Annotated in this window: 14 protein-coding genes; 7 read left to right on the top strand and 7 right to left on the bottom strand. The window is 66.8% G+C overall.

Annotation, left to right across the window (positions count from 1 at the left end):
* Window positions 1–6: 6 nt before the first annotated feature.
* Complete coding sequence (locus ACTHJF_RS02770; protein WP_440265732.1) at window positions 7–618, top strand: hypothetical protein; 612 nt, start codon at window positions 7–9, stop codon at window positions 616–618.
* A complete protein-coding gene (locus ACTHJF_RS02775) occupies window positions 615–2,585 on the top strand; it encodes a hypothetical protein (RefSeq protein ID WP_440265733.1) in 1,971 nt (656 codons plus the stop codon). Before ACTHJF_RS02770 ends, ACTHJF_RS02775 begins: the two co-directional genes overlap by 4 nt.
* A gap of 211 nt (window positions 2,586–2,796) precedes the next feature.
* Here ACTHJF_RS02775 and ACTHJF_RS02780 read toward each other — a convergent pair whose 3' ends face one another.
* The 5 genes from ACTHJF_RS02780 to ACTHJF_RS02800 form a co-directional block, all read right to left on the bottom strand.
* A complete protein-coding gene (locus ACTHJF_RS02780) occupies window positions 2,797–3,027 on the bottom strand; it encodes a formate dehydrogenase subunit delta (protein WP_440259657.1) in 231 nt (76 codons plus the stop codon).
* 83 nt (window positions 3,028–3,110) lie between these two features.
* Window positions 3,111–5,996, bottom strand: coding sequence for a formate dehydrogenase subunit alpha (gene fdhF, locus ACTHJF_RS02785; RefSeq protein ID WP_440265734.1), 2,886 nt, complete (start codon window positions 5,994–5,996; stop codon window positions 3,111–3,113).
* Window positions 5,997–6,021: 25 nt separating this feature from the next.
* Window positions 6,022–7,560, bottom strand: a complete 1,539-nt coding sequence (locus tag ACTHJF_RS02790; protein WP_440265735.1) for a formate dehydrogenase beta subunit — start codon at window positions 7,558–7,560, stop codon at window positions 6,022–6,024.
* Window positions 7,557–8,078, bottom strand: coding sequence for a formate dehydrogenase subunit gamma (locus ACTHJF_RS02795; protein WP_440264372.1), 522 nt, complete (start codon window positions 8,076–8,078; stop codon window positions 7,557–7,559). Before ACTHJF_RS02795 ends, ACTHJF_RS02790 begins: the two co-directional genes overlap by 4 nt.
* 16 nt (window positions 8,079–8,094) lie before the next feature.
* Window positions 8,095–9,732, bottom strand: coding sequence for an OFA family MFS transporter (locus tag ACTHJF_RS02800; RefSeq protein ID WP_440265736.1), 1,638 nt, complete (start codon window positions 9,730–9,732; stop codon window positions 8,095–8,097).
* Window positions 9,733–10,104: 372 nt separating this feature from the next.
* Here ACTHJF_RS02800 and ACTHJF_RS02805 point away from each other — a divergent pair, with 372 nt between their 5' ends.
* Together ACTHJF_RS02805 and ACTHJF_RS02810 are read left to right on the top strand one after the other, a co-directional pair.
* The gene (locus ACTHJF_RS02805; protein ID WP_440265737.1) at window positions 10,105–12,336 is read left to right on the top strand and encodes an NADP-dependent isocitrate dehydrogenase; all 2,232 of its coding nucleotides are present in this window, start codon (window positions 10,105–10,107) and stop codon (window positions 12,334–12,336) included.
* Between the two features lie 144 nt (window positions 12,337–12,480).
* Window positions 12,481–13,548 (top strand): TraB/GumN family protein, encoded by a 1,068-nt coding sequence (locus ACTHJF_RS02810; protein ID WP_440265738.1) that lies wholly within the window; start codon window positions 12,481–12,483, stop codon window positions 13,546–13,548.
* Window positions 13,549–13,557: 9 nt separating this feature from the next.
* Here the strand turns inward: ACTHJF_RS02810 and ACTHJF_RS02815 are convergent, their stop codons facing one another.
* Together ACTHJF_RS02815 and ACTHJF_RS02820 are read right to left on the bottom strand one after the other, a co-directional pair.
* Window positions 13,558–14,502, bottom strand: coding sequence for an aldo/keto reductase (locus ACTHJF_RS02815; RefSeq protein WP_440265739.1), 945 nt, complete (start codon window positions 14,500–14,502; stop codon window positions 13,558–13,560).
* An 87-nt stretch (window positions 14,503–14,589) separates the two neighbouring features.
* Window positions 14,590–14,775, bottom strand: coding sequence for a hypothetical protein (locus ACTHJF_RS02820; RefSeq protein WP_440265740.1), 186 nt, complete (start codon window positions 14,773–14,775; stop codon window positions 14,590–14,592).
* Between the two features lie 106 nt (window positions 14,776–14,881).
* Between ACTHJF_RS02820 and ACTHJF_RS02825 the strand changes: the two genes are divergently transcribed.
* From ACTHJF_RS02825 to ACTHJF_RS02835, 3 genes are all read left to right on the top strand, one after another.
* On the top strand, window positions 14,882–15,796 hold the full coding sequence (locus ACTHJF_RS02825; protein ID WP_440265741.1) for a LysR substrate-binding domain-containing protein: 915 nt from the start codon (window positions 14,882–14,884) through the stop codon (window positions 15,794–15,796).
* A gap of 44 nt (window positions 15,797–15,840) precedes the next feature.
* Window positions 15,841–16,953 carry an S-(hydroxymethyl)glutathione dehydrogenase/class III alcohol dehydrogenase gene (locus ACTHJF_RS02830; protein ID WP_440265742.1) on the top strand — a complete coding sequence of 371 codons (1,113 nt, stop codon included), beginning with the start codon at window positions 15,841–15,843 and terminating at the stop codon, window positions 16,951–16,953.
* 141 nt (window positions 16,954–17,094) lie between these two features.
* Complete coding sequence (locus ACTHJF_RS02835; protein WP_431635360.1) at window positions 17,095–17,757, top strand: NYN domain-containing protein; 663 nt, start codon at window positions 17,095–17,097, stop codon at window positions 17,755–17,757.
* Window positions 17,758–17,786: the final 29 nt, after the last annotated feature.

Raw genomic sequence — 17,786 nt, forward strand, 5'->3', positions numbered from 1 at the left:
AGCCACATGAAAGCCCAACTGCATCGTACGACGCTCACTTTTCTACTAGCCCTGATCACAGGATGCTCCATGTCACACGGCACCTCGTCGAACCCCGCAAAGAATCCGCATCCGGTCAAGCGTTACGAGGTTACGGCGACGTCCGATGCGCCAGGGCCGTGGGATTCGATCGAGGGCTATATCAATTACAACATCGTGAAGGCCAATGACGGCATAGCTAAATGCGTGCCGATCGGCTCATTCCTTGGCGAGCAGAGTCTGACGAGTATTGGCGTCGATATTGAGATGACTCGCGTGGACGACCACACGTGGACGGGCTATTTCTATCGGGACGCCTTGCAGGACGAGGACTACTACAACCTGGGCATATGCCACTGGGACGTCACCAGCGTGAGCATTAGTACTGTGGCGCAAGGGGTTAGGTTTGCCTGGAGCGACCTATTTGACGATCTCCTGCAGCACGGCGCGGAGACAAGATATTTCAAGAAGAGCGCGTACGGGGACCACGCTCTTGCGCGCTACGGTGCGCCAGACCTTGATCCGGCCGACCCCGCGATACTTCAACATCCCGAGGCTTATTTCCGCGTCACCATCGCAATCAGGGAGCGAGCGCCATGACATTTGCGGTCCAAGAGGGTGCAGACGCAGCCAACGACTCATACGCTAACCGCTCGCAAAGTGATGTTGTAAAAAAAGCGCCGGTCACCTTGGATGGTCGGAAATACCAAGTCTTCGGCTATGCGAGCGATCCCGTCTCTGGCTTTCATGCCACTGCGTATAGAAGTGTGGCGGCGCCATATAACATCATCATCGCCTACCGCGGCACCGACCCCAGTTTGTTTTCCGGCAAGACCAATGCCGAGAAAGGCGACCACGCTCTCACCACGATGCAGGACATCGCAGTCGACGCCACCATGGTGCGCGATGCCGTCAATCCACAGCGAGAAGCTGCGGATGCCTTTACCCAGGCTATGATCAACAAGGCCGCCAGCCAGGGGGTTTCCAGGGACCACATTTTTGTTGCCGGTCACTCGCTCGGCGGCACACTGGCGGAAATCGAGGCGGCGAACTTTGGCCTCGCTGGTTCGACCTACAACGCATACGGCGCGGCTGGCCTGACCGATGGTCCGCCGAAGCCGGGCGCGCATCTCACCAACTACCGCATGGCCGGTGACGTGGTGAGTGCCGCCAATGCGCACATTGGCGAGGTGGTGTCACTTGCCAGCAAGGAGGATGTGAAAAGCCTGCGCGCTGGCCGCTACATGGACCCGCCCACCGGCGCGCCGCCGCCCAATCCGCTAATCGCGATGCGGCTGAGCGATCATGGCGGACAGCAGCACTTCAGTAGCCAAAGTCCGGACAACATCCTGCAACCCTTCCTCTTCACGGAGGCAGCGCAGCGCTACGCCGACCACAAAGCCGGATTCGACCATTTTGTCGGTGACGTTTCCCGTGAACGTGGCGAGTTGTCCCAAGCCATGAAGCATTTGCAGGAGCACTATCGCCTGCCGCCGGACATCCAGCGGCAGGTGAACGAATATCTTGTGTTGCACGCTGACCAGCCGGTGCGCAGCGCTATCGAACACAGTGGCATCGCGGAAGGCGTCGAACACACTCTGCAGCAGGGAGCCGACCTGGCGCGCGGCGCCGGCCACTTCGTGCAGGCTCAAGACGAACGGGTGGCATCAGCCGCGCGTGAGGCCAGTGCCTATGTCGCGCCCCTGGGGCCTTTTGCACCGCTGGCCGGGTTTGCATTGAGCGAGACGGCGCACTTGCATGGGCAGGCAGCCGATGCCGTCGGGCACTTCGTCGGCGACGGATTGCAATCGGCCAGAGGCGATGTCGAGCACGCCGCACACAACGTCGCCGGAACCGTCGTGGGAGCCATGCACTCTCCAGCGCTGCATGGGGCGGCAGCGAATCTCGTTAACAACGTGATCGACAGCTATCACACCGACCAGGCGATAGGGCAAGCCACGGTCCACGCCTACGAGTCCACCAAGCGGACCCTCTCTAACGTTGTTGAAAACACCGAGCGAGCGGCTGAACGGACCTACGATGCTGCCAAGCAGGCGGCGTCGCACGGCTTCGGGGCGGCCGAACACGCTGCGAGCGAGGCATACGACACGCTCACTCACCCCGGTCAGTGGTTTGGGCGGGACTCAACGCAGGCGCCAGCGCCGCCGGTGAGCGTAGCCTACCGTGCTTCCTCGATACTCGAAGGAGCGAGCCGAAGCGAGGAAGACCCGCGCCACCCGGACAACCCGGAGCATCGGCTATACAACGAACTGCATCGGCGCATTCCCGATGCGTCGGAAGATCGTTTGATGCAGTTCACCGCCGCATGTCATGCCAGCAGGATCACGGCCGACAATCTTTCCACGATTCACCTGGATGAGACGCGGACGACGCTGGGTTTTCGAGGATCGAGCGTGATGTCTACGCCGGCGGTGGTCGACCTGAGCAAGCCCGCGCCCCAGCTGGAGCAGTCGATCCAGCAGATCCAGAAGCACGGCCAGCAACAGATGCAGTTGCCGGGTCAGATGCAGCAGAACATGCAGATGAACGCGCATATGCAGCGATGATCGGAGGCTGACTGCCGTGCTCAGGACCGGTAAGTCCGGCGTTGGTCAGCTTTGACATCTTCAGAGCCGACCGCGCGGGATGGAGTGCGAACTCGACTCGTGGAACACGATGGCGCCTAGCTGTCGAATGTGTGCTGCTCGCTTAAGTCCCTTAGCGTTCGGAATACCCGGTCCTTCTGAAACAGTGCGCGCATACCCGCTTGCCGGCGCTTCAACGCACAGCAGCCTCACGTGCCGCCAACTCTCGCACCGCCTCTTTTCCCATGGCGCCCAGCCCTTCGCCGCCCGCCTCGAGGTGGGCGATGATCGCCCGGCGCATGGTGGGGTCCCAGAACTTGCGCAGGTGATCGGCCACGCTGGCCACGCCGGCGGCGTGATCGGGCTCGGCGGCGAAGTAGTTGGCGATGTCGTTGACCATCTGGGAGAGGCGTTCGATGTTCATGGCGGGCCGTTTCGTGATGCGGGTTGAGCGGGGCGCGGATCGGGGCGGACCCCGCGAGCGCGCGCCCGGGGGGCCTGAGGCCTTCAGCGCGTGACGGGCTCGGCGGCCTTCAGCAGATCCTGCTGCTGCTGATCGAAGCTCTGGAAGCGCTTCTGCCAGCTGGAGGGCTGGTTCACCTTGAGCACCTGCACTGCGGTCACCTTGTACTCGGGGCAGTTGGTGGCCCAGTCGGAGTTGTCGGTGGTGATCACGTTGGCGCCCGAACCGGGGAAGTGGAACGTGGTGTAGACCACGCCCGGCTGCATGCGGTCGGCGATCTTGGCGCGCAGCACGGTTTCGCCGCTGCGGCTGGAGATACCGACCCAGTCGCCGTCGTTGATGCCGCGCTCCTCCGCGTCGTGCGGGTGGATCTCGAGGCGGTCTTCCTCGTGCCACATCGAGTTCTCGGTGCGGCGGGTCTGCGCGCCCACGTTGTACTGGCTGAGGATGCGCCCCGTGGTGAGGATCAGCGGATGCTCCGCGTTGACCTTCTCGCGCGTGGGTACGTACTCGGTGAGCATGAAGCGGCCCTTGCCGCGCACGAACTCGTCCACGTGCATCACCGGCGTGCCTTCCGGCGCCTCGTCATTGCACGGCCACTGGATCGAACCGAGCTGGTCGATCTTGTCGAAGCTGACGCCGTGGAAGGTGGGCGTGAGCGCGGCGATTTCGTCCATGATCTCGGACGGGTGCGCGTAGTTCATCGGGTAGCCCATCGCCTGCGAGAGCTTCTGCGTGATCTCCCAGTCGGCCAGACCGGACTGCGGCTTCATCACCCGGCGCACGCGCGAAATGCGGCGCTCGGCGTTGGTGAAGGTGCCGTCCTTCTCCAGGAACGAGCTGCCCGGCAGGAACACGTGGGCGTACTTGGCCGTCTCGTTGAGGAACAGGTCCTGCACCACCACGCACTCCATCGCGCTGAGCGCCGCGGTGACGTGCTGGGTATCGGGATCGGACTGGGCGATATCCTCGCCCTCGACGTACAGGCCCAGGAAGGTGCCGTCCAGCGCGGACTCGAACATGTTCGGAATGCGCAGGCCCGGCTCGTCCAGCAGCGGCACGCCCCAGGCCTGCTCGAACTGGCCGCGCACGGTGGCGTCGCTCACGTGGCGGTAGCCCGGGAACTCGTGCGGGAACGAGCCCATGTCGCACGAGCCCTGCACGTTGTTCTGGCCGCGCAACGGGTTCACGCCCACGCCCTCGCGGCCGATGTTGCCGGTGGCCATGGCGAGGTTGGCGATGCCCATCACCGCGGTGGAGCCCTGCGCGTGCTCGGTGACGCCCAGGCCGTAGTAGATGGCGCCGTTGCCGCCGGTGGCGTACAGCCGCGCGGCACCGCGCACCATCTCGGCGGGCACGCCGGTGGTCGCTTCCATCGCCTCGGGGCTGTACTTGTCCTGCGCGACGAAGGTCTTCCAGCGCTCGAACGCCTCCGGCTCGCAGCGCGCGGCGACGAAGTCGTCCTGCACCAGCCCTTCGGTGACGATCACATGGGCCAGCGTGTTGAGCATGGCCACGTTGGTGCCGGGCTTGAGCTTGAGGTGGTAGTCGGCCTGGATGTGCGGCGAGCGCACCAGGTCGATGCGGCGCGGGTCGATGACGATAAGCTTCGCGCCCTGGCGCAGGCGCTGTTTCATCTGCGAGCCGAACACCGGGTGTGCGTCGGTGGGGTTGGCGCCGATCACCAGCACCACGTCGGTCTGTTCGATGGAGTCGAAATCCTGCGTGCCGGCCGACTCGCCCAGGGTGCTCTTCAAGCCGTAGCCGGTCGGCGAGTGGCAGACGCGGGCGCAGGTGTCCACGTTGTTGTTGCCGAAGCCCGCGCGCACCAGCTTCTGCACCAGGTAGGTTTCCTCGTTGGTGCAGCGCGAGGAGGTGATGCCGCCCACTGCGTGCTTACCGTGCTCTTCCTGGATGCGCTTGAACTCGCTGGCGGTGTACGAAAACGCCTCGTCCCAGCTCACCACCTGCCACGGGTCGGAGATCTTCCTGCGGATCATTGGCGTGGTGATGCGGTCGGGGTGGCTGGCGTAGCCGATCGCGAAGCGACCTTTGACGCAGGAGTGGCCGTGGTTCGCCTGGCCCTCCACGTTGGGCACCATGCGCACGATCTCCTCGCCCTTCATCTCGGCGCGGAAGCTGCAACCCACGCCGCAGTAGGCGCAGGTGGTGGTGACGCTGTGCTCGGCCTGGCCGCGCTCGATCAGCGTGGTTTCGCTCAGCGTGGCGGTGGGGCAGGCCTGCACGCAGGCGCCGCAGGAGACGCACTCGGAGCCGAGGAAATCCTCGTTCTGGCTCGGCGACACCTTGGAGTCGAAACCGCGGCCCTGGATGGTCAGCGCGAACGTGCCTTGCACCTCGTCGCAGGCGCGCACGCAGCGCGAGCAGACGATGCACTTGGACGGATCGAAGGTGAAGTACGGGGTGGAGGTGTCCTTGGCCACGAACAGCGGATTGGCTGAAGCGTCGGACTGCTTCGCGTAGACGTGGTTGGCGCCGTCGTAGCCGTAGCGCACCTCGCGCAGGCCGACCACGCCGGCCATGTCCTGCAGCTCGCAGTGGCCGTTGGCGGGACAGGTGAGGCAGTCCAGCGGGTGGTCGGAGATGTACAGCTCCATCACGCCGCGGCGGATCTCGGCCAGTTTCGGCGTCTGCGTGGCGACCTTCATGCCGTCGCTCACCGGCGTGGTGCACGAGGCCGGGTAGCCGCGGCGCCCCTCGATCTCCACCAGACACAGCCGGCACGAGCCGAACGCGTCGAGCATTTCGGTGGCGCACAGTTTGGGGATGGCGATGCCGGCCAGCGACGCGGCGCGCATCACCGACGTGCCCTCGGGCACGGCGATGGAGCGGCCGTCGATCTCCAGCGAGACGGTCTTGGTGGACGTGGCGGCCGGGGTGCCGCGGTCGATTTCGACGATGGAAAGCATGGGGGAACCTCCAGCGCGCGGACGCTCAGGCGCTGCGCGCGAAATCCTCGGGGTAATGGTCCAGCGCGCTCAGCACCGGGAACGGCGCCATGCCGCCCAGGGCGCACAGCGAGCCGTGCAGCATGGTCTGGCACAGATCGCGCAGCAGGACCTCGTTGCGGTCGCGCTCGACGTTGGCACGCATGCGGTCGATCACTTCCACGCCGCGGGTGGAACCGATGCGGCACGGCGTGCATTTGCCGCACGATTCGATGGCGCAGAACTCCATCGCGTAGCGGGCCTGCGCGGCCATGTCGACGCTGTCGTCGAAGGCCACCAGGCCGCCGTGGCCGATCATGCCGCCGATCGCCGCGAACGCTTCGTAGTCCATTGGCGTGTCGTAGCGCGAGGTCGGAATGTAGGCGCCGAGCGGGCCACCCAGCTGCACCGTCTTGATCGGCCGGCCGGTGGCGGTGCCGCCGCCGAAGTCTTCCAGCAGCTCCTTGAGGGTCACGCCGAACGCTTTTTCCACCAGGCCGGTGTGCTTGAGGTTGCCGGCCAGCTGGAACGGCAGCGTGCCGCGCGAGCGGCCCATGCCGAAGTCGCGATAGTGCTCTGCGCCCTGGTCGAGAATGATCGGTACCGAGGCCAGCGTGACCACGTTGTTGATCACCGTGGGCTTGCCAAACAGGCCCTCGATCGCCGGCAGCGGCGGCTTGAAGCGCACCTGGCCGCGCTTGCCTTCGAGCGATTCCAGCAGCGAGGTTTCCTCGCCGCAGATGTACGCGCCGGCGGCCATGCGCACTTCCAGGTGGAAGGCCTTGCCGCTGCCGAGCACGTCATCGCCCAGGTAACCCTCGGCTTCGGCCGCGGCGATCGCCGCGTTCAACGCATCGCCCGCATGCGGATATTCGCAGCGCAGGTAGATGTAGCCCTGGGTGGCGCCCACCGCGAGGCCAGCGATGGTCATGCCTTCGATCAGTACGAACGGATCGCCTTCCATCACCATGCGGTCGGCGAAGGTGCCCGAGTCGCCTTCGTCGGCATTGCAGACGATGTACTTCTGCGCGGCCGGCGCATCGAGACAGGTCTTCCACTTGATGCCGGTGGGGAAGGCGGCGCCGCCGCGGCCGCGCAGGCCCGAATCGGTGACGGCGGCGACGACGTCGGCCGGCGCCATCTTCAAGGCGTTGTCCAGCCCGCGGTAACCGCCGTGGGCGCGGTAGTCGTCCAGGCTGCGCGGATCGACGATGCCGACGCGGGCGAAGGTCAGGCGCTCCTGTTTGGCCAGGTACGGAATCTTTTCGGTGAGCCCGTGGCCCAGCGCGTGCTGGGCGCCGTGCAGGAAATCGGCGTCGAACAGGCCGGCGACGTCCTCGGCCTGCACTGGGCCGTAGGCCACGCGCCCGACGTCGGTCGTCACCTCGACCATCGGCTCGAGCCAGTACAGGCCGCGCGAGCCGTTGCGCACGATGGTCACATCAAGCCCGCGGCGCGAGGCTTCGGCGGCGATCGCGGCGGCGGTCGCTTCCGCGCCCAGCGACAGGGCGCCGGCATCGCGGGGTACATAGACGGTGAAACTCATGACGCCTCCCGGGCGGTCTTCAGCCAGGCATCGAAGCGCTCAGGCGTGACGCGTCCGTGCAGTTCCTCGTCGACCAGCATCGCCGGCGAACACGCGCAATTGCCCAGACAGTAGACCGGTTCGAGCGTTATCGCGCCGTCATCCGTGGTCTCGTGGAAATCGATGCCCAGCCGCTGCTTGACGTGCGTCTCCAGCGCCGCGGCGCCCATCGACTGGCACGACTCGGCGCGGCACAGGTACACGATGCGCTTGCCCGACGGCCGGGTGCGGAAGAAGTGGTAGAAGCTCACCACGCCGTGCACGTCGGCACGCGACAGGTTGAGCTCGCGCGCAATGAGCGGAACGGCGCCTTCGGGCACGTAGCCGAGCGCCTCCTGCACCCCGTGCAGGATCGGCAGCAGGGCGCCCGGCTGATCCTTCAGCCGGGCCGTGACCTCGAGCACCGCGGCGTGGCTCTCCGGGGAGAGCCACTTGGCGTTTTCCTGCGGACCGGAGCCCGCCCGTGCCGGGTGATTCATGGTCTTCAAGCCTTTCTCAGAACAGTGCGGCGGCCTTCGCCAGGGCGATGTACAGGCCGATCAAGAACGGTACACCCACGGCCAGCCAGAAGATCGCGCCTGCGACACCGAAGTTCCCACGCGCCGCCGTCTCCGCGCCGGCGCTGCCGCCGGTGTCGTGCTGCAGCGAACGCTCGCGGGCCAGCTCCTCGTCGGTCATGAAGGCCGATTCCTTGACCGGTTTCACCAGCGCGTTGCAGATCAGGCCCACGAACAGCAGGCCGGCCATGATGTACAGCGTGCGGTCGTACACCAGGTTCTTCGCCACGCCGGCCGCCAGCTGGCCTTCGCGGATCGCCGCGATCAGGAACGGACCGAAGATGCCGGCCGCCGACCAGGCGGTGAGCAGTCGACCGTGGATCGCGCCCACCATCTGCGTACCGAACAGGTCCGCCAGATACGCCGGCACGGTGGCGAAGCCGCCGCCGTACATGCTCAGGATCACGCAGATCGAGATCACGAACAGGCCCGCTGCACCCATGTGGCCCCAGGTCGGCAGCAGGCAGTACACGATGATGCCGAGGATGAAGAAGGTGTAGTAGGTGTTCTTGCGGCCGATCTTGTCCGACAGCGAGGCCCAGAACAGGCGGCCGAGGCTGTTGAACAGGCTGATCAGGCCGACCAGGCCGGCCGCTGCCGCCACCACCGCGGCCTTCTGCGCCGGCGTGAGGTCCGCTGCCGCCTCCGTGAGGCCGGCGAGCTTGCCGCCGAACACGTCCTGCAGCATCGGGCTGGCCATCGAGATCACCGCGATGCCGGCGGTCACATTGAGGAACAGCACGCCCCACACCAGCCAGAACTGCGGGGTCTTCCACGCGCGATTGAGGTGCACGTGGCGCTTGGTGATCATGCTGGATTCGTCGACCGCCTTCGGCGCCCAGCCGGCCGGCTTCCAGCCGACCGGGGCCACGCGGAAGCCGAACGCGCCGGCGGACATCACCAGCAGGTAGATCACGCCCATCGCCATCAGGGTGGAGGCCACCCCGGTGCCGCCATCGATGGAAAAGTGCTTCATCAACGCCACGGCCAGCGGGGCGCCGATCATCGCGCCGCCGCCGTAACCCATGATGGCGAAGCCGGTGGCCATGCCGCGGCGATCGGGGAACCACTTGATCAACGTGGATACCGGCGTGATGTAGCCCAGGCCCTGGCCCACACCGCCGAGCACGCCGCAGCCGAGGTACACCAGCCACAGCTGGTGCATCGACACGCCGATGCCGCCAATCACCAGGCCACCGCCCCAGCACAGCGCGGCGATGAAGCCGGCCTTGCGCGGACCGGCGTGTTCCAGCCAGCCACCCCACAGGGCTGCGGAGATGCCGAGCATCGCGATGAAGGTTTCGAAGATGTGGGTGACCTGCGGCACCGTCCAGTTGCAACTGGTGGTGGTCAGCGCGGCCATGAAGCTGAGGTTGGAGCACACGGCCGGGTCGGCCGTGGCGACCAGTTTGGTCATCGGCAACCAGAACACCGAGAAGCCGTAGGCCATGCCGATGCACAGGTGGATCGCCAGTGCCGCCGGCACCACCCACCATCGGTTGTAGCCCGGTCCCGCGATGGTGCTTTCGCGCGCGAGAAAACCCGCCTTGCTGTTTGCCGCCGGCACACTGGCCATAAGCCTCTCCCCTGTAAAAGTGGAATACGGATGCGTGCCTGCGCGATCCCCGTCGCGAAAGACACAGCACTTTTGATCATGCCGCCGGCCCCGGCGGGCCGGCTACTCGACATAGGTCGCATCGCCAGGCTGCAGGAAGATGACGCGGCGCCTTGTCCAGCATGAACAGCGCATTGGCGCGTGTGACTCGACCCTTACGTTGCGCTGCAGCAGTCGCCGCGCGCTGGTCGATGGGCAGCGTCGACCGGTGTCCAACGCGCGCCGCTGGCGTCAAAATGGGCGTTCGCCCCGTCCGGTCTTGCGTATCACCGAACGAGCCACCATGGTTTGCGGCTGACCGATATCCGCCCCCGTCCAGGAAAGCATTTCCCCATGTCCGACACCCCCAAGATCATCTACACGCTCACCGACGAAGCGCCGTTTCTGGCCACGCAGTCGCTGCTGCCGATCGTGCAGGCCTTCGCCGGTACGGCGGGCATCGCCGTGGAAACGCGGGACATTTCTCTGGCCGGGCGCATCCTGTCGCAGTTCCCCGAGTCGCTGCACGACGACCAGCGCATCCCCGACGACCTCGCCGAACTGGGCGAGCTGGCCACCACGCCGGCGGCCAACATCATCAAGCTGCCCAACATCAGCGCCTCGGTGCCGCAGCTGAAGGCGGCGATCAAGGAGCTGCAGGCGCAGGGCTACGCGCTGCCGGACTATCCGGATGAGCCGCACGGCGACGTCGAGCTGTGGAACATCAAGTCGCGCTACGACAAGGTGAAGGGCAGCGCGGTGAACCCGGTGCTGCGCGAGGGCAACTCCGACCGCCGCGCGCCGGCCTCGGTGAAGAGCTACGCGCGCAAGCATCCGCACCGCATGGGTGCCTGGAGCAAGGATTCGAAGACCCGTGTGGCGCACATGGACGGTGGCGATTTCTACGGCAGCGAAAAGTCCGCCACGCTGGACAATGCCGGCACGCTGAAGATCGAGCTGATCGGCAAGGACGGCGCCACCACCATGCTGAAGGAAAAGGTGGCGGTGAAGGCCGGCGAGATCGTCGACGCCGCCGTGATGAGTCGCGCCGCGCTGGCGCGTTTCGTCGATGCCGAGATCGCCCGGGTGAAGGACGAGGGCGCGCTGTTCTCGCTGCACCTGAAGGCGACCATGATGAAGGTCTCCGACCCGATCATGTTCGGCGTGGTGGTGGGCGAGTTCTACAAGGACGCGCTGGCCAGGCACGCAGACGCGCTCAAGCAGATCGGCTTCGACCGCAACAACGGTATCGGTGATCTCTATGCGCGTCTCGGCACGTTGCCGCAGGCGCAGCAGGATGCGATCAAGGCCGACCTCGCCGCCGAGTACGTCAAGCGCCCGCCGCTGGCGATGGTCAATTCGGACAAGGGCATCACCAACCTGCACGTGCCGTCGGACGTGATCGTGGACGCCTCGATGCCGGCGATGGTGCGCGACTCCGGCAAGATGTGGAACGCCAAGGGCGAGCTGCAGGACACCGTGGCGCTGATCCCGGACCGCAGCTACGCCGGCATCTACCAGGCGGTGATCGAGGACTGCAAGGCGCACGGCGCGTTCGACCCGGCCACCATGGGCTCGGTGCCCAACGTGGGCCTGATGGCGCAGAAGGCCGAGGAATACGGCTCGCACGACAAGACCTTCCAGGTGGAGAGCGACGGCACCGTGCGGGTCACCGACCAGGACGGCCGCGTGGTGTTCGAGCATGCGGTGGAAGCGGGCGACATCTGGCGCATGTGCCAGACCAAGGACGCGCCGATCCAGGACTGGGTGAAGCTCGCGGTCAGTCGCGCGCGGCTGTCGAACACGCCGGCCGTGTTCTGGCTGGACGCCAAGCGTGCGCACGATGCGCAGGTGATCGCCAAGGTCGAGCGTTACCTCAAGGACCACGACACCGCCGGGCTGGACATCCGCATCCTGTCGCCGGAAGACGCCATGGCCTTCTCGCTCTCGCGCATCCGCAAGGGTGAGGACACCATCTCGGTCACCGGCAACGTGCTGCGCGACTACCTCACCGACCTGTTCCCGATCATGGAGCTCGGCACCAGCGCCAAGATGCTCTCCATCGTGCCGCTGATGGCCGGTGGCGGCCTGTTCGAGACCGGCGCGGGTGGTTCGGCGCCCAAACACGTGCAGCAGTTCGTGGAGGAGAACTACCTGCGCTGGGATTCGCTGGGCGAGTTCCTCGCGCTGCAGGCCTCGCTGGAGTTCGTCGGCGACAAGACTGGCAACGCCAAGGCGAAGGTGCTGGCCAAGGCGCTGGACCGCGCCAACGGGCAGATCCTGGACAACAACCGCTCGCCGGCGCGCAAGGTCGGCGAGCTGGACAACCGCGGCAGCCATTTCTACCTCGCCCAGTACTGGGCGCAGGCGCTCGCCGCGCAGGACGAGGACGCCGCGCTCAAGGCCACCTTTGGCCCGCTGGCCAAGGCACTGGTGGAACACGAGGCGGCGATCCTGGCCGAGCTCAACGGCGCTCAGGGCAAGCCGGTGGACATCGCCGGCTACTACCACCCGGATCTGGCCCGCGTGAGCGCGGCGATGCGCCCCAGCACCACCTTCAACCAGGCGCTGGCCGCGCTGGGCTGAGTGTTGACCGGTCGACCGAACGAGGGAGCGCTCGCCGGGCGCTCCCTTTTTTTGTGCGGACGACCGCGGGCGGGGCGAGCGCTGCGGAACCGGCGCTATCGTGGGGCGGTCCGAGCTGCTCCCGCCATGACCCAAGGACGTCTCATGCCCCTGCGCCTGCTCGTTGCGATCGCTCTCGTGATGACATCCCTCGCGGTGCCGGCGCAGACCGCCGCGCCGGCACCGGCCGGCAGCGTCACCCAGCTCGAGGCGGTCACCGTGAGCGGCGTGCAGCCTGGGCCCGGGCTGTGGCAGGTGCGCCGCGGCGACCACGTGCTGTGGATCCTCGCCACGCTGTCGCCGCTGCCGGAGAAGATGCAGTGGCAGACCGCCGAAGTGGAGCAGGCGATCGCCGGCTCGCAGGTGGTGCTCGGGGCGCCAACGGTGAAGATCGACACCAAGGTCGGCTTCTTCGGCAAGCTCTTTCTGCTGCCCTCGCTGTTCAGCGCGCGCAAGAATCCCGATGGCGCGAAGTTGGCCGATCTGGTCAGCGCCAGCGACTACGCGCAGTGGCAGGCGATGAAGGCCAGATACATCGGTCGCGACAGCGGCGTCGAGCGCTGGCGGCCGCTGTTCGCGGCGCTGGAGCTGTACAGCAAGGCGATCAAGAAGAGCGACCTCGACGGCAAGGCCAGCGTCTCCGACACGGTGCGCGAGTTGGCCAAGAACCACGACGTCCCGCTGACCAAGGTGGCCTACCACCTGCAGGTGGACGATCCGCGCGGGGCGATCAAGGCGTTCGCCCGCAGCGGTCCGAACGACCTGGACTGCTTCCATCGCGCGGTCACCGGTCTGGAGAGTGAGTTGCCACTGATCCGCGCCCGCGCCAATGCCTGGGCCACCGGCGACATCGATGCATTGCGCACGCTGCCGCCCGATGGCGCGCGCGAGGCCTGCCTGGAGGCGATCACCGAAGCCGGCTTCGCCCGCCAGCTCGGCCTGAGCGACCTGCCCACCCGCGTGCGCGACACCTGGCTCGCCACCGCTGACAAAGCCTTGGCCGAGCACCCCCAGAGCTTCGCCATGCTGCCGCTGGAAGCTTTGATCGGGCCGCGCAGCGCTTTGCCGCAACTGCGGGCGCGTGGCTACACCGTCGTCGCGCCCGACGACGTGCCCGCGGACGATGCCGCCGACAGCGCGCCTCCGGCCAGCGCCGGCAGCACGGCGCGCTGAGCCGGCTCGCTACGCGCTGGCGCGATCCAGTGCGGCGATTTCTTCCGGCACCAGGTTGAGCTGTGCGGCGCCCATCAGCTCGTGCAGCTGCGCCACGCTGGTGGCGCTGGCGATCGGCGCGGTGATGCCGGGACGCGCCATCAGCCAGGCCAGGGCCACCTGCGCGGGCGTGGCGCCGTGTGCTGCTGCGACGGCGTCGAGCGCGGCGAGGATCTGCAGGCCGCGCGGGTTGAGGCACTTGCGCACCGCGCCTCCGCGCGACGCACTCTTGGCCAGATCCGCCTCGCTGCGGTACTTGCCGCTGAGAAAGCCGCTGGCCAGCGAGTAGTAGCTGATCACGCCGATTTCTTCACGCCGCACCAGCGGCTCCAGCGCCGCCTCGTAGCCGACGCGGCCGGCCAGGTGGTACTCCGGCTGCAGGCTTTCGTAGCGTGGCAGGCCATGGTCGCGCGACACCGCCAGCGCTTCGGCGAGGCGGTCGGCGGAGTAGTTGGAGGCGCCGATCGCGCGCACCTTGCCCTGCTCGATCAGCCGTTCAAACGCACCCAGCGTCTCGACCAGCGGCACGCTGGCATCGTCCTCGTGCGCCTGGTACAGGTCGATGCATTCGACCTGCAGGCGCTTGAGCGAACCCTCCACCGCCTGCTGGATGTTCACCGGCGACAGGCCCGGCTGCTCGCTCCATTTGGCCACCTTGGTGGCGATCACCACCTGCTCGCGCTTGCCGCTCTTCTTGAGCCACTTGCCGATGATCGTCTCCGACTCGCCGCCGCGGTTGCCCGGCACCCACGAGGAGTACATGTCGGCGGTGTCGATGAGGTTGAAGCCGGCGTCGACGAAGGCGTCGAGCAGCTCGAACGAGCGCGCCTCGTCGACGCTCCAGCCGAAGACATTGCCGCCGAAGGCGAGCGGGGCGATCGACAGCGGCGAGTGGCCAAGGGGACGCAGTTGCACGGAGCAGCTCCTCAGTTCGGGCGAAAGAGGCGAAGCATGCACCAGCGCGGGCAAAAGGCGCGTGATGCGCCCGCTCGATAACCCCGTTCAGTGCGGTGCCGCCAGCCGGGGCCAGGGCAGCAGGCGGCGCTTGGGTTGCGGCTCGGTCGCGGTGTTGCACGGCGCGGCGGGCTGCTTCTGGCTGGCCGTGCTGCCGTCGTCGCGCCAGGGGAGGTCGTCGCGTTTTACCGGATAGCCGTGGAGGGACAGCAGGTCGGTCCAGATCGAGCTCATGGCGCGCTCCTTGAGGGGGTGGCGACTTGGGGAGCGCTCAAGGTACGCAGGTGGTGCAAGCCAGAAAAGCGATATATTCGCAAGCCAGCCTTGAGGAATATTCAAGATGGGAAAGCTTCCGCTGGACCTGCTGCGGCAGTTCGTGCTGGTGGCGCGGGCAGGCAATCTGTCGCGTGCCGCGGCGCAGGCGAACCTTACCGTCAGTGCGCTCAGTCACCAGATGCGCCAGCTGGAAGAGCGACTGCAGCGACGGCTGCTCGACCGCGGTCCGCGCGGCGTCAGCCTGACCACCGACGGCTGCAGCCTGCTGGAGGCGGTCGGCGAGCATCTGGACGGCATCGAGCACGCGTTGACGCGCTACCACGCCCGCCACGACGACGAACTCACCATCAGCGCCAGCCCCGGCATCATGTCCGGCTGGCTGGTGCCGAGGCTGCCGCGCCTGGTGGCGGCGCATCCGGAGCTGGAGCTGACCATGCAGTCGGGGTCGGCGCTGGTCGACTTCCGCCGCGAGTCGGTGGATGCCGCACTGCGCTACGGGCGCGGCCAATGGGAGGGCCTGCACAGCGAGCGCCTGTTCGGCGAATGGATCGCGCCGGTGGCCTCGCCCGCGCTGGTGGCGAAGATGGCTGGCGCCGATCCGAACGACCTCAGCGGCTGGCCGCTGTTGGGCGATCCCAATCCGGCCAACCGTTGGCGCGACTGGTTTGCCCGCTACGGCGGCGAGCTGCCGCACCGCTACGTGGCCCACTTCAACAGCTTCGAGGCGCAACGCCACGCCGTGCTGGAGGGCATGGGCGTGGCGATGGGGCGGATGGTGATGTCGCGTTCGCTGGTGGATGCCGGCCTGCTGGTAGTGCTGGGTGAGCGCTACCTGCCGGTGCAGGACGCGTACTGGCTGGTGTACCCGGCGCGCTCGCGCGATCACCGGGGCCTGCAGGTGTTCCGCGAGTGGCTGCTGGCGGAGGCTGCGGCCTATTGCCGCCAGATGCCACAACCGGAGCCGGTGGAAGAACCCTAGGCGGTTACCATGGACGGCCCGCTTGTCGCATCGAGGAGAACACCATGAAGTCACGCGCCGCCGTCGCCTGGGAAGCAGGCAAGCCGCTGAGCATTGAGCAGGTCGACGTGCAGGGACCGAAGGCCGGCGAAGTGCTGGTGCGCATCGTCGCTACCGGCGTGTGCCACACCGACGCCTACACGCTGTCCGGCGCCGATCCGGAGGGCGCGTTCCCGGTGATCCTGGGCCACGAGGGCGGCGGCATCGTGGAGGAAGTGGGCGAGGGCGTCACCTCGCTCAAGGTGGGCGACCACGTGATTCCGCTGTACACGCCCGAATGCGGCGAGTGCGAGTACTGCCTGTCGGGCAAGACCAATCTGTGCCAGAAGATCCGCGTCACCCAGGGCAAGGGCCTGATGCCGGACGGCACCTCGCGCTTCTCGATGAACGGCAAGACCATCCTGCACTACATGGGTACCAGCACGTTCTCCGAGTACAGCGTGCTGCCGGAGATCTCGCTGGCCAAGATCAACCCTGCCGCGCCGCTTGACAAGGTGTGCCTGCTCGGTTGTGGCATCACCACCGGCATCGGCGCGGTGCTCAACACGGCCAAGGTGACCCCGGGTTCCACCGTGGCGGTATTCGGCATGGGCGGCATCGGTTTGTCGGTGGTGCAGGGCGCGGTGATGGCCAAGGCCTCGCGCATCCTGTGCGTGGACATCAATCCATCCAAGTGGGAGATGGCCAAAGCGCTGGGCGCCACCGATTTCGTCAACCCGAAGGACTACCCGGACACGCCGATCCAGCAGGTCATCGTCGACATGACCAACGGCGGCGTGGACTACTCGTTCGAGTGCATCGGCAACGTCAACGTGATGCGCTCGGCGCTGGAGTGCTGCCATAAGGGCTGGGGCGAGTCGACCATCATCGGCGTCGCCGGCGCGGGGCAGGAGATCAGCACGCGGCCGTTCCAGCTGGTCACCGGCCGCGTGTGGCGCGGCTCGGCCTTCGGCGGGGTGAAGGGACGCAGCCAGCTGCCGGGGTATGTGGAGCGCTACATGAAGGGCGAGATCAAGATCGACGAGATGATCACCGAGGTGATGCCGCTGGAGGACATCAACCGCGCCTTCGACCTGATGCACGAGGGCAAGGTGATCCGCTCGGTGATCCGCTACTGAGTCGTCGGCGGGCCTGACGCCGGCCCCGGCGCTCGTCGTAAAATGCGCGCCTGCCGGTCGTCGGCAGGCGCTACTCACTCATTGCACGCCGGTTGCGGTTCTCCGCGACCGGCGTCGTTGCATCACGATCCTGGGGTTTGCATGTCCGGCACTGCGTTTCTCGTCGACGGGGGCTTCTTTCTGGCCCGCTATCGCAAGGTGTGGAGCGATCGCGATCCTAACGACGCACGCACCGTGGCCAAGACCGTGTTCGGCATGGCGCTGGAGCACCTCAAGGCGCTCGATCGCCCGCGCGAGGCGCTGTACCGCATCTTCTTCTACGACTGTCCGCCACTGGATCGGGTGCTGGTCAAGCCGGTCAGCGGCGACAGCCTGGACTTCGGTCGCACCGGCGCCGCCGCGTTCCGGCGGGATCTGCACGACCAACTGCGCCGCCAGCGCAAGATGGCGCTGCGGCTGGGCCGGCTGGCCGAGCGCGGCGAGTGGCAGCTCAAGCGCAGTGCGTTCCAGCAGCTGCGCGAAGGTTCGCTGCGCTGGGAGGCGCTGGGCGACGAGCATTTCGAGCCGGACATGCGCCAGACCCAGGTGGACATGAAGATCGGCATCGACATCGCCGCGCTGGCCTACAAGAAGCAGGTCGACCAGATCATCCTGGTGGCCGGCGACGCGGACTTCATCCCCGCGGCGAAGCTGGCGCGCTACGAGGGCATCGATTTCATCCTCGATCCGATGTGGCAGGGCATCGCTCCGGATCTGCACGAGCACATCGACGGGCTGCAGTCGGTGTGCCCGCGTCCGTTCTGAGCGGCGGTACGTATCTGCACGTCGCCGTC

Origin of the sequence: Dyella sp., from assembly GCF_051962475.1 — a bacterium.
Lineage (GTDB): Bacteria > Pseudomonadota > Gammaproteobacteria > Xanthomonadales > Rhodanobacteraceae > Dyella_A.